This window comes from Formosa bonchosmolovskayae, from assembly GCF_051016085.1.
Taxonomy (GTDB): domain Bacteria; phylum Bacteroidota; class Bacteroidia; order Flavobacteriales; family Flavobacteriaceae; genus Formosa.
Genome location: NZ_CP174605.1, coordinates 3026990 through 3046944, shown reverse-complemented (window position 1 = coordinate 3046944; position 19955 = coordinate 3026990). Strand labels below are relative to the sequence as shown.

Below are 19955 nucleotides of genomic sequence, written 5' to 3'. Positions count from 1 at the left end.
AGTTATTTAAATTATGCAACTATTCTACAATCCAGATATTACTGAAAACACCACGCAAATTGCCTTTTCCAAAGAAGAAAGCAGACATATTGTAAAAGTGTTAAGAAAAAGTACGGCCGATAAATTATTCGTCACGAACGGTAAAGGGTGGTTGTTTACTGCAGAATTAAATTTAGCTGATGTTAAGAATTGCTTAGCAACCATTACCGAGAAAACGTTTCAAAATGCTAGAGATTACAACATTCACCTTGCTGTAGCACCTACAAAAATGAATGATCGTTACGAATGGTTTCTAGAAAAAGCCACAGAAATTGGTATTGATAGCATTACTCCTATTATTTGCGACCATAGCGAGCGCAAAGTTGTAAAGTTAGAACGGTACGATAAAATATTACAGGCGGCTATGAAACAGTCTTTGCATTATTATATGCCTAAGCTAAACGAACCGGTAGCTTTAAAATCGTTTATCACTCAGGAACATACCGGAACTTGTTTTATTGCCCATTGCGAAGAAACCGATAAAAAATCACTAAAACAGCTCATCACTCCAAAAACAGATCTTACAATTTTAATTGGTCCAGAAGGCGATTTTAGCACAAAAGAAATTTCGTTAGCTCTTAAAAACAATTTCATTCCTGTAACTTTGGGCCACACCAGATTGCGCACCGAAACAGCCGCAATTGTGGCTTGTCACACCGCAGCATTAATTAATGAATAATTACATATGAAGTATTTTTTAGTCCTTACCTTATTTGTAATTAGTTCTTTAGCCTCTGCTCAAGATGTTGCCGTTTTACATTATAAAGGTGGTGGAGACTGGTATAGTAACCCGACTTCTCTACCAAATTTGGTAAAATATTGCAACACACACATTAATACACGAATAAATTTTGAAGTTCAGACAGTAGAAACAGCAAGCCTCGATATTTTTCAGTTTCCTTTTGTACATATGACGGGACATGGAAATGTATATTTTGACGATAATGATAAAATCAATCTTAAAAATTATTTAATCTCTGGCGGATTTCTTCATATAGATGATAATTATGGATTAAAACCATATATTACTAAAGCCCTTAAAGACGTATTCCCTGAACAAGATTTAATAGAATTACCTGCGACACACGAGATTTTTCAAACACCTAATCCGTTTCCTGATGGTTTACCAAAAATTCATGAACACGATGGCAAACGCCCACAAGCCTCTGCCCTGTTTCACGACGGACGCTTGATTGTTTTGTTTACAACCGAAAGCGATATAGGAGATGGCTGGGAAGACCCGGAAGTACATAACGACCCCGAAGATGTTCGCGAAAAAGCACTAAAAATGGGTGCAAATATAATTTATTACGTTTTTAATCATTAAGGTTTAAATGGCTCAACTCAATCATTATAATACGCAATTCAGTAAAAAAACATTTCCAATTACATTGGTCTGCGACAACGTTACCAATGCACCAAATATTGGAAGTTTATTTAGAACCGCCGATGCTTTTGGTGTTGAAAAACTTATGCTTTGTGGTTCTTATATTCCATTAGGACGAAAAATGACCAAAACATCTCGGGCAACCGAAAAAGTAGTCCCTTTCGAATTGCAAGACGATGTTCACGCGGTGATTTCTAAATTAAAATTTGAAGGATATCAAATAATTGCTTTAGAAATTACAGATACTAGCATCCCACTAAGAGAGGCTAACTTTTCTACATCTCAACCCATAGCACTACTAATTGGCGATGAAAATTTTGGAGTTTCAGAAGCTCTTTTAAAGGCCTCGGATATGGTAGTTCATATAGATATGTTTGGACAAAATAGCAGTATGAATGTGGTACAAGCCACGAGTATTGTTTTATACGAACTAACCAAACAAAGTCTTTAATCCTTTTATCTATATTTACATTATGAATTCTAGAACCATAGCAAACGGCATTTTAAGGGCAATATTTACATTAGTATTTATTTCTCTTATCTTATATTTTCTGTATCAAATACAATCTGTTATTGTATATATTGTTATTTCTGCAGTTATTTCTTTAACGGGTGCTCCGTTAGTTCAGCTTTTTAGAGACCGTTTTAAATTTAACGATTCCTTATCTGTTGTTTTAGCCATGCTTATAATTGTTGGTTCACTTATTGGATTAATCTTACTTTTTATCCCTTTAGTTATAGAACAAGGTCACAATTTATCGCTTTTAAACATAAACAAACTTCAAAATAATTTTAACACAGTATACCTTGAGGTGGCCCACTATCTGGAAGGAAAACATATTTATCTGGAGAAATCGTTAGAGGATTATCATTTACTTTCAAAAATTAATTATTCTGTAATTCCCGATTTTTTAAACTCTATTTTAAGCGGATTCGGAACCTTTAGTATCGCTTTTTTCTCGGTATTATTTATCTCTTTTTTCTTTTTAAAAGATAGAAAACTACTTGAAAATAGCTTTATGGTTGTGGTTCCTGAAAGTAAAAAGCATCGTGTAAAAAAATCTTTATACACCATTAAACATTTATTATCTAGATACTTCCTTGGCTTACTTATTCAGATTTTAATTTTATTTGTGATTTATGCCATAGTGCTATCTATATTCGGAATTAAAAACTCTATTGTCATTGCCTTCTTGTGTGCGCTATTAAACTTAATCCCGTACATCGGACCATTAATTAGTGCAATTTTAATGATTGTTTTAACCCTGTCTAGCAACCTGCAAAATGAGTTTAGTGTGGCACTTTCCACTACCATTTATGTTTTAATCGGATTTGCTTTTGCTCAATTAATCGACAATTTTTTCAGTCAGCCTATAATATTCTCACGTAGTGTGAAATCGCATCCTTTAGAGATATTCTTAGTGATAATTATTACCGGAATACTCTTCGGGATTATTGGTATGGTAATAGCAGTGCCAGCCTACACCGCATTAAAAGTTATTTTGAAAGAATTTCTTTCTGAAAATAAGATCGTAAAACACCTTACTAAAGATTTATAGCAACGCGTTGAATACACTAATTTTAAATACTGAAATTCAAGATTTTATAGCATCTAATTTAAAGTCAGATACCACCGCTATACTTTTAAAAGGAACCGCTTTTGAAGGAGTAGAAACGCGAGAAATTGTTGAGCAAATCGAGGCCAAACAACGTTGTTTAAGTAAACTACCGAGTTGGTACAACACACCTAATATTTATTATCCGAGCAAACTAAATATTGAACAAACATCATCGGAGCGCACGGCCAATTATAAAGCGTCCCTAATTTCGGGAGATTCAATTTTAGATATAACTGGCGGATTTGGAGTAGATTGTTATGCTTTTTCGAAACAGTTTAAACAGGTTACGCATTGCGAAATTAATACCCATTTAAGCGATATTGTAACTCATAATTTTCAGCAATTAAATGCGGATACAATTGAGACTATTTCTGAAGATGGAATTACCTATTTAAAACGCACAACAAAAGTATTCGATTGGATTTATGTAGACCCTTCTAGACGTCACGATAGTAAAGGGAAAGTGTTTTTTCTTAACGATTGCCTACCCAATGTACCTGAACATTTAGATCTTTTATTTAAACACGCCAATAATATATTGGTAAAAACTTCTCCCCTATTAGATATTTCTGTAGGTTGCCAAGAGTTAAAATATGTAAACGCTTTATACGTGGTTGCTTTAAATAACGACGTTAAAGAATTATTGTGGGTACTTGATCGCAATGCCACAAATGCGTTTACAATACATACTGCTAATATTACTAAAAACACGGTAGAAACTTTCGATTTCCCTATTGATTTAGAAGGTGAGTTATTCATAGAATACAGCACACCTTTACAATTTCTTTACGAACCCAATTCGGCAATATTAAAAGCGGGAGCTTTCAATTCTGTCGCCCATCAATTAGGTGTATTTAAGCTTCAAAAACATGCTCATTTATATACTTCGCAAGAAAAAATAGCTTTTCCAGGGCGTACCTTTGAAATTATTAAAACAATACCTTTTAATAAAAAAGCAATCCAAAAGGAAGGTATTAAGAAAGCCAACATTACGACTAGAAATTTCCAAGACTCTGTTGCCGATTTAAGAAAAAAACTAAAAATTAAAGATGGTGGAGACGACTATTTGTTTTTTACTACAGATGTAAATTCAAATAAGATTGTAATTATTTGCAAAAAGGCTTAGAGCGCATCGATATAAAACCAACAACCATCCTCTTTAACAAATCTGGAGTTTTCATGTATCATTTGTAATTCGCCATCATCTTGAAAAATAGCCTTAAACTCTACTGTTCCTTCTGTATCTGTCTCCAATCCTTTTGACGTCTTTATAATATCTAATTTAATCCAATCTACAGATTTAGCCCATTTTACAATAGATTTTTTCTCCTTAGAAGGTCGCGTACTTTCGTGGTGACTCGCCATTAGATAATCGCCATTAGCCAAAACAAAAGCGGCATAGCGAGAGCGCATTAAATCTTCGGCCGTTTTTACTTTTTTAATATGTTTATGACCGATTTCACAACAATCTTTATACAATTTTTCACTACAACAAGGACATTTCATAACGCTTAAGTATTAGATTGATTTTCTTGTGATTTTTTAACTATAGCTTTTAAACGCTCCTTGTGCAATTCTTTTTCGGCACGTAATTTATTTTTTTTACGATCCATTAACTTAGAATGTTTCGCCTTATTCTTTGTGTTCTTCTCTTTTCCTTTTTTAGCCATTACTCCAAAATTTCAATTCAAAATTACGATTTTAAACATGCTCGCATTCTATAAACCGAATAATAAATTCAATTAATTTTAATGATTTCTTATCAACTAAGCTAAAATGCTTTTATATCTTCGTAATCTAAAAAAAAGGATATGTTAAAGGCAGTTTTATTCGATATGGATGGTGTTATTGTAAACACAGAACCCCTACACTATAAAGCCTATTACGATATGTTTAAAACTGTTGGTATTGAAGTCCCTTTGGCTTTATATCAGAGCTACACTGGTCGTTCTACTATTAGTACTTGTAAAGGAATTTGCGAACATTTTGGGTTAGAAAACGATCCTGAAGAACTGGTACAATTAAAACGTAAAGCATTTCAAAAACTTTTTAAAAACGACCCCGATTTAGATTTACTTCCTGGTGTACTCGATTTAATTCAGAACTATTATAACAACGGACTTACACTTGTTTTGGCCTCTTCCGCATCGCAAATTACCATTCATGATGTGTTTTCACGCTTCGAATTAGATCAATATTTTAAAGGTCGTGTTTCTGGAGCAGATCTTGAAGCCTCGAAACCCCATCCAGAAATTTTTGAACGTGCGGCTGAAATTGCTGGTTTTAAGCCTTCAGAATGTATGGTTATTGAAGATTCTACTAGTGGTATAAAAGCGTCGCATGCGGCAGGAATTTATTGCGTGGCTTACAAGAGCGAACACTCTAAAAATCAGACCTATACTTTAGCGAATAAATTAATTTCTGACTTTAGTGAAATTAAATTCGAAAATATAAAATCTGAATTCGAAAATTAGGACTACTTAATCAATAATGCTTTAAAATCTTGGTACGTCCCTTTAAATACGTTTAAATCAATATATCCTTCTACACCATCAATTTGGCCACGTTCTGTAAATTGCCAGATATTCCACGGTTGCGTAAAAGGCTCGGCATAGTTCCCATAATTAGCTATCCATATGGGATATTTATCAAATTCTGGGGTATTTAAGTGCTTGCGATAAAAGTGATCTCCAGTATAAATTATAGGCGTAACACCATAATGTAGTTCTACATCGACCAACCATTTTTTAATACCGAGTTTTAAATTCTCTACAGATTGAATAGTCGATAAATTTTCGATGTCTAAAATTGGAGGAAAATCTCCTGGATTTAAAGTCACATGCGCCTTAAACTGCGCGGCCTGAGTAAGAGAGTGCTGGTTTGGCCTGTAGTAATGATATGCACCACGAACCACTTGTTTACTTTTAATAGTTTCCCAACGCGTTATATATGCACTATCCAATCCATCTATTCCCATGGTTGCTCGAATAATTATAAATGCAATTGGTATACTATCGTTAATGTAGTTAACTTCATTCCAGTCTATTTTTCCTTGATAATGAGAAAGGTCTATGCCATACAAATACCTTGGATATCGCTTAAAAATAGATTCGTTTTTAGAATTTGCAGTACTGGGTTCTTGGTTTAGTCTATAATACAAAATACTTAAATCGAGCCTAAAGTAATATATAGCAAATATAAGAACACCACTACAAGCTATAATTAAAGAAATAATTACTTTTTTTCGAACCATGAATACAAAACTAATATATTAAATGAGCATAAAAAAAAGACACATGGAAATACCATGTGCCTATTTTGTATTACCGCTTAGTAATACCCCCTAATTAACTAATAGCTGTAACAAATATAAGGTATAGCCTTTTAATTGTATTACGGTTTTCCCGTAATGCAGTAATCTTTTTTTTTAAGAACCTGAAAATCAATTTGTTTGATTACAAAATAAATTTTGTTTTTTCGAAAAATAAATATATAAGCGCTTTATATCTGCCATATTACACGCATTATTGGCAAATAAGTGCTAATTCGTTACAATTTTATTATTTTTTTTATCAATTTATCTTCATCTGTAGTGTGTATAATTCCATACGTTCCTAAAAACTTATTTGGCTTAATTAAAATTGAGGTTTAGACACTACATCGTTCTTCTCTTATCTAAATATGATACGTTAACACTATTGAGAAATATTTTTACATAATATTCGCATTCAAAAATTATTTGGACGAATTATATCACGAACATTTCACTAATTTTACATTATGGAAAATTCGAATAGAAAATTTACCGTAAAAGTAATTGTAGGCTATATTATATTAGCCGTTGTTGCTGTTACCACTACTTTTTTAGTGTTTTCGGAAATTAAAAACTTCTTGAACCTTAAACGTGATGATGTAAGTGATCGAAATAAAATTATTGCTGTCGGTAACCTAATTGCAGATATCTATGAAAATGAGAGTTTTGCCAGAGCAGCTATTCAAAGCGGATCTGAAAGTCAGTTTGACCTCTATATTGCTAAAAACAGTACTTTAAATGCAGATATCGATAGTTTAAAAGTTAAATTAGACAACGAACATCAATTTTTATTATTAGACAGTGTTAAACAGTTAATCGCTGTAAAATTCAATAATATAAAGGCCCTTAAACATATTAAGGAAGATGACATTTCTGAACGATCTATAGAAAATGCATTAACAAGAATAAATGCTATAGAAAGTTCTGTGGGCCGATTAACCATATTAGATTTCGCTGAAGATCCTGATGCATTGACCCCTGCACATCGAAAATCTATCGAAGAATATATTGCGATTGTCAATAAATATCGCCCTAAAGAACAAGACGAAGAAAAAAGCGAAAAACGATTAGATTCTATTGTCGTTGCTGCTCGAGACCTTCTTAAACAGGTAAAGAGAGATGCACTCATTCAGAAAACCAATTTATCCAACAAAGAGAATTCTCTTTTAAAAAGTGATTTAAATGTATCTCAAAGTTTAAGAAAACTGCTGTATAACTTAGAACATGAAATACTCGAACATTCCGAGAAAATAAATCAGCAACGCGATTCGGCTTTAAATAGAAGTACAAAAATTTTAAGCTTAGCCACTATTGTGGGTACCATTTTAGTTATTTTATTTTCGTTTATTATTTTAAACGACTTCTGGAAAAGTCAGAAATACAGAAAAGAATTAGAAAAAGCGAATGCGTATACAAGCTCACTTCTACAGAGTCGTGAACAGCTTATTTCTATGGTGAGTCATGATTTACGTACACCTTTAAGTACCATTACAGGATATAGCGATTTGCTGGCAAAAATTATTAAAGACAGTAAACCTAAATATTATATCGATAGGATTTCTAAAGCTTCTAAATACATGAAAGATTTAGTAGACGATTTATTAGAATTTTCCAAGTTAGAACGTGGCAACATCTCTATAGATCACATTCCGTATTTACTCAATCCAATTATCGACGAAGTGATGGTTAGCGTAAAATCGGTATATCCTGATAAAGCTATTAACCTAAATACTGATTATAATTCTAATCTAGAAAAGTCTATTCTTGGAGATCCTTTTCGTGTGAGACAAATCCTTTATAATTTAGTAGGAAATGCGTATAAATTCACGGAGTCTGGAGAAATTAAAATTGAAACTAAAACCTTTAAAAACGTAGACCGTAAACCGTTTTTACAAATTTTGGTTTCAGATACAGGAATTGGAATACCTATTGAAAAGCAATCTATAATTTTCGAAGAATTCACTCAAATTGAAAGTCATAGTGAAAAGAAATACGAAGGTTTCGGACTAGGATTAACCATTTCCAAAAAATTAGCAAATCTACTGGGTGGCGAATTATCGTTCACCAGCGAAGAAAAGAAAGGAAGTACTTTTATCCTTACACTTCCCATAGCCTACAGTGTTAAACCGGTTGTTAAACTTAAACCAAACACCGAAACCATTGCCTCTAACTTAAATGTTATTGTAATAGACGATGATGCCTCTTTAAGACAATTGTTAACCGATATTCTTCAAGATAAGAATATAAATGTCACCGCTTTTGAAACGGCTAAAAAAGCGCTAAAAGAAATGAAGAATTTACCTTTCGATTTAGTGATTACAGATATTCAGTTACCAAATATGAATGGATTCCATTTTATGGAAACCTTAAAAGCCTCGGACTTTTATAAAAATCAGCCTATAATTGCTTCTACTGGACGTAAGGATTTAAAAGGTAAAGTATATAAAGACAGTGGGTTTGTAGATATTATTTTTAAACCGTATGGTGCAGACGATTTAATACACACGGTAAGTAAATGGTTACCTGGCGTAAAATTAGAGCCTGTTTCTCAGAACAATTCAGAAGACATTTTTAAGTTTGAACATTTTAACTTAACACCTATTAGTTCGTTTCTTAACAACGACATCGAGTCTCTAAAGGACACCTTACAGTTGTTTTTAAATGAGACAGAACTAAATTTGGAGACCTTAGAACAAGCTATTAAAAATAAGAATTTAGAAAGCATACATGCCACAAGTCACAAGATGCTTACTATGTTTAAACAATTGGAAATTAATAGTGTAATTCCGTATTTAACCTATTTAGATAAGCTTGAAGATATACATGATAATATGTTAGATACCACCTTTGAGCATCTGAAAAGAAACACCAATTTAACCGTTATAGAAATGGAACAATTTATAGACTAATATTATATTCTTTAATCTTATTATATAATGTTTTACGAGTCACATTTAACAATTTAGCGGCATGTGTTTTATTGTTATTTGCTTGTTCCAATGCACGAATAATTAAATCTTTTTCGTTGTCTTTAGTCGAGAAACTTTTCTTTTGCAAAGGTTCTTGTTTAGATGCTGCGCCTTGAGTTAGCTCCATGGGCAAGACTTGCTGTTCTATTAAATCGCCTGTAGTTAATAAGGTGGCTCGCTTCACCACATTTCCAAATTCCCGTAAGTTCCCAGGCCATGAGTAATTTTGGAAAATTTTTAAAACGTCGTCACTAAAGCCAATAACATTTTTATTTAATTGCACATTGGCTTTATCTAAAAAGTAATCGGCAAAAATAATAAGGTCGTCTTTTCGCTCCTGTAGATTCGGAATTTTAATTGTAAACTCATTCAATCTATGATACAAATCTTCTCTAAACTCCCCTTCGTCTACCGCCTTTAGCAAATCTTCGTTTGTCGCTGTAATTAATCTTATATCAACTTCTATTTCTGTACTACTACCTAAAGGTTTAACGCGACGCTCTTGCAATGCACGAAGCAACTGGATTTGATTCTCGTAAGATAAGTTTCCTACTTCATCTAAAAATAGAGTTCCGTAATTAGCCGATTCAAAATGTCCTTTTTTATCACTTACCGCACCTGTAAACGATCCTTTTTTATGACCAAAAAATTCACTTGCCGCAATTTCATTTGGAATCGCACCACAATCTACAGCAACAAAAGGTTTATTTTTTCTTGAGCTTGTTTTATGAATAGATTTTGCCACAACTTCTTTCCCGGTACCACTCTCTCCTGTGATTAAAACCGACATATCTGTAGGGCCTACCAACTGAATATATTCGTTCAATTTTTTTGAAGAAGAACTTATTCCTGTCACAAATTCAGAATTTAATTGAGACGCCTTCTTCACCACCTCTTTTGGAGCACTAGCTACTTTTTGTTCAGATTTTAAAGCATTAGTAATAACATGTAAAACTTCGTCCTGATTAAAAGGTTTGGAAATATAATCGATTGCACCTTGTTTCATAGCCTTAACAGCCGTAGAAACTTCGGCATAACCCGTCATTAAAATTACGGGTGTTTTCGCTTTATGCTCTTTTACGATTTCTAACAACTCTAATCCATTTCCATCGGGAAGCCTTAAATCCGTAAAAATTAAATCGAAATCATCGTTTATAATTATGGTTTTAGCATCCTCGAAACCATAACTTAACGTTACAGTGTAATCGTGTTTTTCTAAAAATCGTTTAAGCATATTAGAAAAAGCAACATCATCTTCTATTAAAAGGATTGACTTCATGTAGTGTTTAAAAAGTAAAATATTAGACCCTAAAATTAAGCAAAAAAAAGAGGGTGCTTTAATAAAACACCCTCTTTTCTCCCTCTGAATTTAAAATTAAATAATAACTTATATTTCAGCTTTTTTTGTGACTAAAATTTAAATTTAATAGTCTGTAATTGGTGTAAATTCATTTTACAACAATTATCTTATGCCGCAAAATAGTTTTACTCAACCGCAACTAACAGACTAAAAACAAACTAAATAGATTAAAAATGGTTAATTGGTTTTATCTATTTGTTAATCCATTTTCCCGTAGCATCTGCGTAAACTGTTTGCGTAGTTCCCGACATACTTAGGTCTAATTTATATTCTTTCACTTCATTTACATAAGCCTTTAGAATTGTTGCATTAGGAAAATCTACTGCAACAGCTTCTTGAATAGCTAATGGTAATTCTGCTGTTTTAATTTCTTTAAACTCTTCTTGCAACACAAATGTTCCATCCTGAAGTGTTAAATGAACTGGTGATGCCGCGTAAAAACTAATATTACTTAATATAAGTGCTAAAAATGCTAATGTTAAAAATATATTTCTCATAACTTTAAATTTTAATGTTAATCAATTATTTATTACTATATCGCTTTAATGCTTAATCTACTCGTGCTCTGTTCAATAAAAACAGTCTTTTTTATTATGCGTTAATCAGCGATTATTTGTTTATCCAATGTCCGTTTTCATCTTTATAAACCGTTACTATAGAATTATCTATACTTAGTTCCAGTTTAAATTCTTTTAAGTCGTTTTTGTAGGCCTTAGAGATTTCAACCGTTCCATGATTTTTAACCACCGCTTCCAAAATCGGGTTTGGCAATTGATTAATTTCAATTGGAGTAAAATCCTCTTGAAAAACGATGTCCATAATTCCGTCGTGAAAAAATAGAGGTTGTGAAGATGTCGCTTGGGTAGATATCCCTCCTAATGCCAATGCCGATGCTATTACAATATTCTTCATTTTCTATATATTTTAAACTGTTCTTTTAATTGTTTTGATTAGTAATATGAAATAAACATGCCATGCCTATAAAACAAGTAAGCCAACAACTAAACACTGTAGTAAACACGCGGGTTTAAAAGAAAAACAAATAAAAAATGATTAAAAAAATGAAAGAAATGTGTGTAATACAATAGTGTATCCTGTAAAAAAATTACACACCTTTTACACAGTAGGACAGTAAGATTATCTATTATATGATGAAGTGTAGAAAGTAAGTAGAAAAGAAATGGTTCCCATTAGGCACAAAAAAAATCAGACAGCTACAATGTAGATATCTGATTAAACTATTTAAATTTTATTTTTACAGCTCGATTTTAACGTTGTGTTCTCTAACTTCGTCCAGATATTCTTCAATTTTAAAATCTATAGAATTAAAATTTTCACTTCGTTTACGTGCTTGTTTTTGTCTTTTAATACTTCTAGCAAAGCGTCTTATGCTATCCGGACTATTAAGAATTAGACCAGGAACTTCTATACTGTTATAGGCCTTATCTTTTGCAACCATTGTAAAATAAGACGAATTACAGTGCTTAATTACTCCAGTATGTATATCTTCAGATTCCACCCGTAAGCCTACAACCATAGACGTTCTACCTGTATAATTTATAGATGCTTTTAAGGTTACCAATTCACCAACGGCAATTGCATTTAAAAAATCGACTTTATTAACAGAAGCTGTTACCGAATAGTGTTCGGAATGTTTTGAAGCGCAAGCAAATGCAATTTGATCCATTAAATTTAATATAAAACCTCCGTGAATATTTCCTCTAAAATTAGAGTGTGAGGGCAACATTAATTGGGTCATAGTGATTTGGGAATCTTCAATATGCTTATATTTCATAATTCTTAGTTTGTAGTGTTCTAACGTTTAAATGTAATTATTTTTCCGATAACGTTATACATCAGTCTAAATTACTATTAATAATAATATATAACGACCTGTTTACTAATAATATTTTAACAATTACGCACTAATACTTACAATAAAACAATTAAAAACTAAGTATTTTAACCAAAAATCTAAGTACAACTAAATACATACGCATTATTCTAGCTTGGTTTAGCCAATAATTAACCATCCTTACTTAGTTTTAGTATACTTCGTATAAAACGATACGCTCCTTTATTATATATATAAAATACAATCAGTTAATTTGAAAAATTATCAGTTTTTAAAACTTAGTGATACAATTTTAGTTATCATTTAATGTACAGTAATTACATTTGTACAAATGAATCTTAGGATTTCTTAAATCTAAATGTAAATGGCTTCAGGATTTTTTGCTTTATTAGACGATATCGCGGCATTGATGGATGACGTGGCAACCATGGGAAAATTAGCTACCAAAAAAACAGCAGGTATCTTAGGAGATGATTTAGCTGTAAATGCAGAAAAAGCTTCTGGTTTTTTATCTTCTAGAGAAATACCAGTACTATGGGCTATAACTAAAGGATCACTTAAAAACAAAGTGATTATTCTACCTTTTGCTTTTTTACTTAGTGCTTTTTTACCGCAGTCCATTCCTATTATATTAACATTAGGTGGACTATATTTAGCTTACGAAGGTGCCGAAAAAATATATGAGTTTTTTGTTCCTCATCATCATCACACCGAAAAAATCGTCGAGGCCAAAACTGAAGCAGATTTATTAAAATTAGAACAGGAAAAAATTAAAGCGGCCATAGTCACCGATTTTATTCTCTCTGTTGAAATTGTTATAATTGCTTTAGGTACAGTGGTTGGACATCCGCTAACAACACAAATCATAGTAGTTTCTGTAGTCGCACTTATAGCGACAGTAGGTGTTTATGGCATTGTTGCCCTTATTGTTAGAATGGATGATTTCGGATTAAAACTGATTAATCTAAACGAAGAAGACAATAGTTTTTCAGATAAAATTGGACGCATATTAGTACAAGCACTTCCATGGGTTATTAAAGGACTAGGAGTTGTTGGAACTATTGCGCTACTATTGGTTTCTGGTGGAATTTTTATTCATAATATTCCATATTTACACGATCTTTTTCACACACTTCCTAGTATACTGTCTGAATTAATTTCAGGTACAGTAATCGGTTTTGTGGTTCTCCTAATCATTAGTCTATTTAAAAAAATAAAATCGAAAATCTAATAGTAAAAGTGCCTTACTTAGCGCCTACACTCTAGGTTAAATCATAAAACAAATCAAAAAAGCGTCTTTAAAAAATGACGCTTTTTTTAATGGTTAGTTTGCTTGTAAGTTGATTGGTATGATTCAAAAATAGACATTACAATTTATAATATGGTATAAATTTTAACATTATTTAAGATATTTATAAACATTATAGATTGACACTTAATTCATTAGCATTTTTGATTAAAAACTAATGAATATAAAGTTTAAGCTTTTAATTTTACACAATACACCTAATCCCTATTAAAAGCATCTATAATGAGACGTATTATATCCCTTTTTATTTGTGTATTATGTTGCACATTTACTCTTTTAGCACAACGCGCTCCCGCATTTCAAGTTATACCATTAGGCGTTAAAGGTGGTATAGACGAGACTAATTTATCGGCCTATATGGTAGCTCCCGTAAACTCGAACGATTTTATATGTCTAGATGCCGGTACCATTCATGCAGGTCTTAAAATGGCGGTTAAAAACAAGGTCTTTAATACGTCTACAAGCGATGTGTTACGAAACTACATTAAAGGATATCTTATATCTCACGCACATTTAGATCATGTTTCCGGGCTTATTATTAATTCTCCTGCCGATTCTTCGAAAACAGTGTATGCCACACAAAAATGTATGAGCATGATGCAGAACCATTATTTTAATGGTGAAACATGGGCCAATTTCGGAGATGAAGGTCCAGGTTATCAAATAAAGCGATATCATTTTAAAACTTTAAATATACATCAAGAGGTTCCTATTACAAATACAGATATGTATGTTACAGCTTTTCCGCTTAGTCATGTGAGTCCGTTTGAGAGCACCGCTTTTTTAATTAGAAAGCAGAAGGATTACATCTTGTACTTAGGCGACACTGGTCCCGATAAAATAGAGAAAAGCGCCGATTTAAAAAATTTATGGATGGCCATCGCTCCATTAATTAAAAAGAAACAGTTACGTGCTATGTTTATTGAAGTGTCATTCCCTAATGAACAAGCCGACACAGCATTGTTTGGTCACTTGACTCCCAATTGGTTTTATAAGGAGCTTAAAGTATTGCAACAGTTAACGGGAGAAAAAGCTCTAAAGGGATTTAAAACTATAATCACACACCAAAAGCCACCTGTAGAGCATATGCTGAAGATCTCTGAACAATTACAAGCTCAAAATAATTTGGGTTTAGATTTGGTATTTCCAGAGCAAGGCGAGCGCTTAGAATTTTAGGAATACAACAGTTATATCCACAAAAAAAGCCTTTCGAAAAATCGAAAGGCTTTTACTTTTTGGGTGGAAGACCGGATTCGAACCGGCGACCCTTGGTACCACAAACCAATGCTCTAACCAACTGAGCTACAACCACCATGTAACTGCATTTTTGTAATGCGTGTGCAAATTTAAGAGATTTTATAGAAATTCCAAGCCTTTTTTAAAAAAAATATCATTTTATTTTAAATAAATTTTCCACCGCCACATAACGCTCTGACGTAAAGCCTTCTGCATATTCCACACCAATCATACGTCCTAAGTCTTTTGCACGATAATTTACACTATCTGTAAAATTTTTACTTGAAATAGGTGTTTCTGGTTCTTTACTATCGGGATCAAAAAATTGTGTTTTATATGCTAAAACAGCTTGTTCTTTAGTTTCTATATATCCTGTAACATCTACAACAAAATCGGGAGTAATTGGTTTCCATTGTATATAGTGATACACATGTTGCGGTCTCCACTGTATTTGAGGCTCACCTCCTACTTCTGTTTCTATTTTTTTTAAGCCACTTAAAAAGCAAGCATCACTAACCAATTTACTACCTTTTCCATGGTCTATATGGCGATCGTCTATTGCATTGCAAAGCACAATATCCGGTTGATATTTACGAATCATTTTAATGACTTCTAATTGATGCTTTTTATCGTTTAAAAAAAAAGCATCAGCAAAGCCTAAATTTTCCCGCACCGAAACGCCTAAAATTTTAGCAGCATCTTTGGCTTCTGCATCACGGGTTTCTGCAGTGCCTCGGGTTCCTAGTTCACCACGAGTTAAATCTATAATTCCAACTGTTTTTCCGTTGGCTATTTCTTTTGCAATGGTTGCGCCACATCCCAATTCTACATCGTCTGGGTGTGCCCCGATTGCAAGTATATCTAATTTCATCTACTTCTTTTTAATTTAAAAGGCTGTTTGTCCTTTAATAATTAGGCTTCTACTTTAGCCTGTTTCTTTACAGCTTTAATAGCCTGCTCAATATCTTCTATTAAATCGTCTTTTGTCTCTATTCCTACAGAAAAACGAATCAAACCATTGGTGACGCCAATACGGTCTCGTTCTTCCTGACTTAATAATCCGTGAGACGTTTTATATGGCGATAACATGGTACTTTCAACCCCAGCCAAACTCATAGATGGTTTTATTAATTTTAATGCTTTTTGAAATGATAAAGCATCTAGTTCATCATTCAATTCAAAGGATAACATTCCTCCAAAACCTTTCATTTGAGATTTTGCTAAAGCATACTGCGGATGACTTTTTAGACCTGGATAATACACGTTTTTAATATCTGAATGTGAATTTAAAAACTTCGCCAACTTCTTCGCATTTCTATTCTGAGCTTTTACACGAAGGACTAATGTTTTAATACTACGCTCTAGCATCCAGACCATGAAATCGCTTAAACTACCACCTAAATTTTTAGCGACGTTCCAAATTATTTTCATGTGCTCGTTAGAACAAGCTACCGCTCCGGCCAAAATATCACTGTGACCACCAAGATATTTAGTAGCTGAATGCAGTACGATATCGATCCCGAAATCTATTGGATTCTGATTCACTGGACTGGCAAATGTATTGTCTATAATAGACAGTAAGCCTTTCTCTTTAGCCAATGCAGCAACACCTTTTATATCGGTAATGGTTAATAGTGGATTAGACGGTGTTTCAATGTAAATAACTTTTGTATGCTCTTGTATTTTGTCTTCAAAATCTGAAACTTCATATCCATCTGTAAAGGAAAATTCTATACCGTATTTAGGAAACTCTTCACGTATAAAATTACTCGTACCGCCATACAATGTGTTTTGTACCACAATATGATCGCCCGTTTTTAAAAAGGCAAGTAAGACCGTACTAATAGCAGCCATTCCAGAACCAAAAATCATTCCAGCCTCAGCATGTTCTAAAGCCGCTATCTTTTTGGATAAGAATTCTTGATTTGGAGTATTAAAATAACGTGGGTAACGTTTTACATCGACGTCTTCAAACTGATAAGATGTAGACATATAAATTGGAGATACAGCCCCTTTAAACTGTTCATCCTTTACTTCTCCAACATGGGTACATATGGTTTGTAATCCTAATTTTTTAGTCATGATATTAGCTTTTTATCCAAGAAATAATTGAGTCATCTGTAGGTAATGTTTTTGGTGCAACTACACGAACAACATATCCATTCTCATCTATTAAATATTTTTGAAAATTCCATTCTACTTCAGAATCTTCTAATCCATTTCTTTCCTTTTGGGTTAAGAATTTATAAACGTCGTCCATATCAGATCCTTTTACAGAAATCTTGCTCATCATAGGAAACGTGACACCGTAATTGGCCTCACAAAACGCTGCGATTTCGGTATCTGTTCCTGGCTCCTGACTTTTAAAATTATTCGCAGGAAAACCAACAATAGTAAAACCTTGATCTTGATAGGTTTCGTATATCTCCTGAAGTTGTTCGTATTGCGGTGTTAATCCGCATTTACTCGCTGTGTTTACCAGCATTACTTTTTTGCCTTTTAAGGTTGAAAAATCAAACGGATTCCCGTACAAATCCCGAACCTTAAATTGATATATAGTTTCCTTCTCTAAGGCACTACTTTTATCTACCGTGGTACTTATGTCTTCACTAGGCACTATAGACGTCTCTTTTGTGTTTTGCTTACAACTACACAGTATAAAAGCAAACACTATTATTAAAGTATTTTTCATCTTATAAAGGTATAAAATTATTTAAACATCACTATTATTTCTAGATTACCATATAAACCAAAAAATACCCAAAATTGGGTATTTTATATAATCTACAGGTCGACTATATTTGGAATGTAAATTTTAACTATGTAATCTTTAATTAGGAATGTTAAAGATTAACCATATAAAGGTGCTATTAATTAATTCGAAAAAAACTATCATGACCTTAGTGTCTTGGTAGTTTTTTTATGACTTCATTTTACCTTTTAGCATGGCGTTTTGTTCTTCCAATAAATCTGTAATTCCAGCTAATAACTGAATATCTTTTGGGGTTACAACCGTTTTATTCTTTGGATCTTGTGATTTGTTTCGTAATCTATTCATAAACTTCACTACAATAAATACGGTAAAACCAATAATAATGAAATCTAAAAAAGCTTCAATTAAAGCACCATAACCTATAGAAATTTGCTCTGCCACTACAACACCACTAGCATCATTTACTGCTTCTCTTAACACCCATACTTTATCTTGAAAGTGAATACCATCCGACAATAAAGATAGCGGTGGCATAAATACTTGTTTTACCAAGACATCAATTACCTTATTAAATGAAGCTCCGATAATAATACCAACAGCCATATCTATCATGTTTCCCTTAATCGCGAACTCTTTAAATTCCTGTATTAGTTTCATAATTTTCTTTTTAGACAAATATATTTTTAATCTCTAGTTTCTCAAAGCTATAATTACAGATAAATATTAGTATTAAAGCTAATAAATGCAAATATAATCTTTTAAGCTAATAATGTCAATTATTAGTTTTATAGCTAATAATTTTGAAGTTACTAAAAATTCCAATATATTTGATAAAAGGCATTAAAGAATGATTGGCATAATAACCGGAGATATTATTAACTCTAGAACGCAAGATGTAAGCGACTGGCTTACCGAATTAAAAGCGATCCTGAATCGCTACGGACAAGCTCCTAAGCAATGGGAAATATACAGAGGCGATAGCTTTCAACTAGAAATTTCTCCGAAAGACGCCTTAAAAACAGCCATTTTAATAAAGGCCGGTATAAAACAATTTAAATCTATAGACGTAAGACTTGCCATTGGTATTGGAGAAAAAACATACAATGCCAATAGCATAACCGAATCTAATGGTAGTGCGTTTATATACTCTGGCGAATGTTTTGAGCAATTAAAAAAAACAAATTTGGCTATAAAATCTGATGACTTAAAATTTGACACCACGATAAACATTATGCTAGAATTAGCATTACTCACCATGAACACATGGACTCCAACCACTGCATCGTTACTAAAATTAGCACTTACGCATCCCGAATACAATCAAATGCAACTGGCGGAATTAACAGAAAGCACCCAAGGCAATGTTAGTCAAGGATTAAAACGTGCGGGCTATGATGAAATTTTAAAAATGATACAGTTCTTCACTAAAAATGTCTCACTATGATTGCTCTTTTTATAAAACTATTCCTCGCGCACTTAATTGGTGATTTCCTTTTACAACCTACAAAATGGGTTGAAGACAAAGAGCACCGTAAGCTAAAATCGAAATATTTATATTTTCACATAGCGATTCATTTTATAGCGTTGCTTGTGGTGCTTCAATTCGACTTTAATTACATCTGGGGCATACTTATTATTACACTTTCTCACTTTATAATCGATGCCATAAAACTATATCTAAACACCAAGATAAACTCCCGCTGGCTATTTTGTTTAGACCAACTGGCACACCTTATTATTATAGCATGTGTTGTAGCTATTTACAAACCACGTTCTATTTCTATAGATACACTTTACAATACCACATTCTTGCTCCTAATCTGTTCCATAATATTTGTAACTGTGGTGTCTTCTGTAATTATGAAAATTATAATTTCTAAATGGCAATTAGAAGAAAACAATGAAGCCTCTCTAAAAGATGCCGGTGCTTATATAGGCATGTTAGAACGTTTATTTGTGTTCTTATTTATTGTAATGAATTTCTGGTCAGGTATCGGGTTTTTAATCACAGCAAAATCGGTATTTCGCTTTGGAGATTTATCGAAAGCAAAAGACCGAAAATTAACAGAATACATTTTAATTGGTACCCTATTAAGCTTCGGTCTTGCAATATGTTGTGGATTAGTTTTTAACTATCTACAACAACTTATTTAAA

At 32.7% G+C, this 19955-nt stretch carries 22 protein-coding genes and 1 tRNA gene; 11 read left to right on the top strand and 12 right to left on the bottom strand.

Annotated features, from left to right (window positions below; translation table 11 throughout):
* The first annotated feature begins 13 nt into the window (after nucleotides 1-13).
* The 5 genes from ACKC83_RS12950 to ACKC83_RS12930 are packed head-to-tail and all read left to right on the top strand — an operon-like array spanning nucleotide 14 to nucleotide 4171.
* Nucleotides 14-718 (top strand): 16S rRNA (uracil(1498)-N(3))-methyltransferase, encoded by a 705-nt coding sequence (locus tag ACKC83_RS12950; RefSeq protein WP_434035826.1) that lies wholly within the window; start codon nucleotides 14-16, stop codon nucleotides 716-718.
* Between the two features lie 6 nt (nucleotides 719-724).
* Complete coding sequence (locus tag ACKC83_RS12945; protein ID WP_434035825.1) at nucleotides 725-1366, top strand: DUF4159 domain-containing protein; 642 nt, start codon at nucleotides 725-727, stop codon at nucleotides 1364-1366.
* Nucleotides 1367-1373: 7 nt separating this feature from the next.
* Entirely contained in the window at nucleotides 1374-1877 is a 504-nt protein-coding gene (locus tag ACKC83_RS12940; protein ID WP_434035824.1) for a TrmH family RNA methyltransferase, read from the top strand.
* A gap of 22 nt (nucleotides 1878-1899) precedes the next feature.
* Entirely contained in the window at nucleotides 1900-2985 is a 1086-nt protein-coding gene (locus ACKC83_RS12935) for an AI-2E family transporter (protein WP_434035823.1), read from the top strand.
* 7 nt (nucleotides 2986-2992) lie between these two features.
* A complete protein-coding gene (locus ACKC83_RS12930; protein ID WP_434035822.1) occupies nucleotides 2993-4171 on the top strand; it encodes a THUMP-like domain-containing protein in 1179 nt (392 codons plus the stop codon).
* Here the strand turns inward: ACKC83_RS12930 and ACKC83_RS12925 are convergent.
* Nucleotides 4168-4551, bottom strand: coding sequence for a YchJ family protein (locus tag ACKC83_RS12925; RefSeq protein ID WP_434035821.1), 384 nt, complete (start codon nucleotides 4549-4551; stop codon nucleotides 4168-4170). The genes ACKC83_RS12930 and ACKC83_RS12925 overlap by 4 nt on opposite strands.
* A gap of 5 nt (nucleotides 4552-4556) precedes the next feature.
* Nucleotides 4557-4715, bottom strand: coding sequence for a hypothetical protein (locus ACKC83_RS12920; protein WP_414034279.1), 159 nt, complete (start codon nucleotides 4713-4715; stop codon nucleotides 4557-4559).
* A gap of 141 nt (nucleotides 4716-4856) precedes the next feature.
* On the opposite strand from ACKC83_RS12920, the gene ACKC83_RS12915 reads away from it, so the two are divergent.
* Complete coding sequence (locus ACKC83_RS12915) at nucleotides 4857-5519, top strand: HAD family hydrolase (RefSeq protein WP_434035820.1); 663 nt, start codon at nucleotides 4857-4859, stop codon at nucleotides 5517-5519.
* 2 nt (nucleotides 5520-5521) lie between these two features.
* Here the strand turns inward: ACKC83_RS12915 and ACKC83_RS12910 are convergent, their stop codons facing one another.
* Nucleotides 5522-6298: a GH25 family lysozyme gene (locus ACKC83_RS12910; protein ID WP_434035819.1), complete on the bottom strand. Its 777-nt coding sequence runs from the start codon at nucleotides 6296-6298 to the stop codon at nucleotides 5522-5524.
* A gap of 527 nt (nucleotides 6299-6825) precedes the next feature.
* Here ACKC83_RS12910 and ACKC83_RS12905 point away from each other — a divergent pair.
* Nucleotides 6826-9267 carry an ATP-binding response regulator gene (locus ACKC83_RS12905; RefSeq protein WP_434035818.1) on the top strand — a complete coding sequence of 814 codons (2442 nt, stop codon included), beginning with the start codon at nucleotides 6826-6828 and terminating at the stop codon, nucleotides 9265-9267.
* On the opposite strand, the gene ACKC83_RS12900 is transcribed toward ACKC83_RS12905, so the two are convergent.
* The 4 genes from ACKC83_RS12900 to ACKC83_RS12885 all read right to left on the bottom strand — a co-directional run bounded on the left by ACKC83_RS12900 (nucleotide 9257) and on the right by ACKC83_RS12885 (nucleotide 12482).
* A complete protein-coding gene (locus tag ACKC83_RS12900; protein ID WP_414034275.1) occupies nucleotides 9257-10606 on the bottom strand; it encodes a sigma-54-dependent transcriptional regulator in 1350 nt (449 codons plus the stop codon). The two genes, ACKC83_RS12905 and ACKC83_RS12900, sit on opposite strands and share 11 nt — an antisense overlap.
* Before the next feature lie 272 nt (nucleotides 10607-10878).
* Nucleotides 10879-11184, bottom strand: a complete 306-nt coding sequence (locus tag ACKC83_RS12895; protein WP_414034274.1) for a hypothetical protein — start codon at nucleotides 11182-11184, stop codon at nucleotides 10879-10881.
* 112 nt (nucleotides 11185-11296) lie between these two features.
* Complete coding sequence (locus ACKC83_RS12890) at nucleotides 11297-11599, bottom strand: hypothetical protein (RefSeq protein WP_434035817.1); 303 nt, start codon at nucleotides 11597-11599, stop codon at nucleotides 11297-11299.
* A gap of 343 nt (nucleotides 11600-11942) precedes the next feature.
* Nucleotides 11943-12482, bottom strand: a complete 540-nt coding sequence (locus ACKC83_RS12885; protein ID WP_414034272.1) for an acyl-CoA thioesterase — start codon at nucleotides 12480-12482, stop codon at nucleotides 11943-11945.
* A gap of 424 nt (nucleotides 12483-12906) precedes the next feature.
* On the opposite strand from ACKC83_RS12885, the gene ACKC83_RS12880 reads away from it, so the two are divergent.
* Together ACKC83_RS12880 and ACKC83_RS12875 are read left to right on the top strand one after the other, a co-directional pair.
* Nucleotides 12907-13773 carry a DUF808 domain-containing protein gene (locus ACKC83_RS12880; RefSeq protein WP_434035816.1) on the top strand — a complete coding sequence of 289 codons (867 nt, stop codon included), beginning with the start codon at nucleotides 12907-12909 and terminating at the stop codon, nucleotides 13771-13773.
* A 300-nt stretch (nucleotides 13774-14073) separates the two neighbouring features.
* Nucleotides 14074-15027 carry an MBL fold metallo-hydrolase gene (locus ACKC83_RS12875; protein ID WP_434035815.1) on the top strand — a complete coding sequence of 318 codons (954 nt, stop codon included), beginning with the start codon at nucleotides 14074-14076 and terminating at the stop codon, nucleotides 15025-15027.
* Nucleotides 15028-15088: 61 nt separating this feature from the next.
* Here the strand turns inward: ACKC83_RS12875 and ACKC83_RS12870 are convergent.
* The 5 genes from ACKC83_RS12870 to mscL all read right to left on the bottom strand — a co-directional run bounded on the left by ACKC83_RS12870 (nucleotide 15089) and on the right by mscL (nucleotide 18457).
* Nucleotides 15089-15164: transfer RNA gene (locus ACKC83_RS12870), tRNA-His, on the bottom strand.
* Nucleotides 15165-15241: 77 nt separating this feature from the next.
* A complete protein-coding gene (bshB1, locus tag ACKC83_RS12865; protein ID WP_434035814.1) occupies nucleotides 15242-15958 on the bottom strand; it encodes a bacillithiol biosynthesis deacetylase BshB1 in 717 nt (238 codons plus the stop codon).
* 41 nt (nucleotides 15959-15999) lie between these two features.
* Nucleotides 16000-17169: a trans-sulfuration enzyme family protein gene (locus ACKC83_RS12860; protein WP_434035813.1), complete on the bottom strand. Its 1170-nt coding sequence runs from the start codon at nucleotides 17167-17169 to the stop codon at nucleotides 16000-16002.
* A 4-nt stretch (nucleotides 17170-17173) separates the two neighbouring features.
* Complete coding sequence (locus tag ACKC83_RS12855; RefSeq protein ID WP_434035812.1) at nucleotides 17174-17779, bottom strand: glutathione peroxidase; 606 nt, start codon at nucleotides 17777-17779, stop codon at nucleotides 17174-17176.
* Between the two features lie 228 nt (nucleotides 17780-18007).
* Complete coding sequence (gene mscL / locus ACKC83_RS12850) at nucleotides 18008-18457, bottom strand: large conductance mechanosensitive channel protein MscL (protein ID WP_434035811.1); 450 nt, start codon at nucleotides 18455-18457, stop codon at nucleotides 18008-18010.
* 190 nt (nucleotides 18458-18647) lie between these two features.
* Between mscL and ACKC83_RS12845 the strand changes: the two genes are divergently transcribed.
* Together ACKC83_RS12845 and ACKC83_RS12840 are read left to right on the top strand one after the other, a co-directional pair.
* The gene (locus ACKC83_RS12845) at nucleotides 18648-19244 is read left to right on the top strand and encodes a SatD family protein (RefSeq protein WP_434035810.1); all 597 of its coding nucleotides are present in this window, start codon (nucleotides 18648-18650) and stop codon (nucleotides 19242-19244) included.
* Nucleotides 19241-19954, top strand: a complete 714-nt coding sequence (locus ACKC83_RS12840) for a DUF3307 domain-containing protein (protein WP_434035809.1) — start codon at nucleotides 19241-19243, stop codon at nucleotides 19952-19954. The genes ACKC83_RS12845 and ACKC83_RS12840 overlap by 4 nt, the downstream gene beginning before the upstream one ends.
* The last annotated feature ends 1 nt before the right edge of the window (nucleotide 19955 follow it).

Excerpts from the sequence above, each read along its gene's own strand:
- ACKC83_RS12950 (WP_434035826.1), top strand. The coding sequence starts at position 14 with ATGCAACTATTCTACAATCCAGATATTACTGAAAACACCACGCAAATT.
- ACKC83_RS12945 (WP_434035825.1), top strand. The coding sequence starts at position 725 with ATGAAGTATTTTTTAGTCCTTACCTTATTTGTAATTAGTTCTTTAGCC.
- ACKC83_RS12940 (WP_434035824.1), top strand. The coding sequence starts at position 1,374 with ATGGCTCAACTCAATCATTATAATACGCAATTCAGTAAAAAAACATTT.
- ACKC83_RS12935 (WP_434035823.1), top strand. The coding sequence starts at position 1,900 with ATGAATTCTAGAACCATAGCAAACGGCATTTTAAGGGCAATATTTACA.
- ACKC83_RS12925 (WP_434035821.1), bottom strand. The coding sequence starts at position 4,551 with ATGAAATGTCCTTGTTGTAGTGAAAAATTGTATAAAGATTGTTGTGAA.
- ACKC83_RS12920 (WP_414034279.1), bottom strand. The coding sequence starts at position 4,715 with ATGGCTAAAAAAGGAAAAGAGAAGAACACAAAGAATAAGGCGAAACAT.
- ACKC83_RS12915 (WP_434035820.1), top strand. The coding sequence starts at position 4,857 with ATGTTAAAGGCAGTTTTATTCGATATGGATGGTGTTATTGTAAACACA.
- ACKC83_RS12910 (WP_434035819.1), bottom strand. The coding sequence starts at position 6,298 with ATGGTTCGAAAAAAAGTAATTATTTCTTTAATTATAGCTTGTAGTGGT.
- ACKC83_RS12905 (WP_434035818.1), top strand. The coding sequence starts at position 6,826 with ATGGAAAATTCGAATAGAAAATTTACCGTAAAAGTAATTGTAGGCTAT.
- ACKC83_RS12900 (WP_414034275.1), bottom strand. The coding sequence starts at position 10,606 with ATGAAGTCAATCCTTTTAATAGAAGATGATGTTGCTTTTTCTAATATG.
- ACKC83_RS12895 (WP_414034274.1), bottom strand. The coding sequence starts at position 11,184 with ATGAGAAATATATTTTTAACATTAGCATTTTTAGCACTTATATTAAGT.
- ACKC83_RS12890 (WP_434035817.1), bottom strand. The coding sequence starts at position 11,599 with ATGAAGAATATTGTAATAGCATCGGCATTGGCATTAGGAGGGATATCT.
- ACKC83_RS12885 (WP_414034272.1), bottom strand. The coding sequence starts at position 12,482 with ATGAAATATAAGCATATTGAAGATTCCCAAATCACTATGACCCAATTA.
- ACKC83_RS12880 (WP_434035816.1), top strand. The coding sequence starts at position 12,907 with ATGGCTTCAGGATTTTTTGCTTTATTAGACGATATCGCGGCATTGATG.
- ACKC83_RS12875 (WP_434035815.1), top strand. The coding sequence starts at position 14,074 with ATGAGACGTATTATATCCCTTTTTATTTGTGTATTATGTTGCACATTT.
- bshB1 (WP_434035814.1), bottom strand. The coding sequence starts at position 15,958 with ATGAAATTAGATATACTTGCAATCGGGGCACACCCAGACGATGTAGAA.
- ACKC83_RS12860 (WP_434035813.1), bottom strand. The coding sequence starts at position 17,169 with ATGACTAAAAAATTAGGATTACAAACCATATGTACCCATGTTGGAGAA.
- ACKC83_RS12855 (WP_434035812.1), bottom strand. The coding sequence starts at position 17,779 with ATGAAAAATACTTTAATAATAGTGTTTGCTTTTATACTGTGTAGTTGT.
- mscL (WP_434035811.1), bottom strand. The coding sequence starts at position 18,457 with ATGAAACTAATACAGGAATTTAAAGAGTTCGCGATTAAGGGAAACATG.
- ACKC83_RS12845 (WP_434035810.1), top strand. The coding sequence starts at position 18,648 with ATGATTGGCATAATAACCGGAGATATTATTAACTCTAGAACGCAAGAT.
- ACKC83_RS12840 (WP_434035809.1), top strand. The coding sequence starts at position 19,241 with ATGATTGCTCTTTTTATAAAACTATTCCTCGCGCACTTAATTGGTGAT.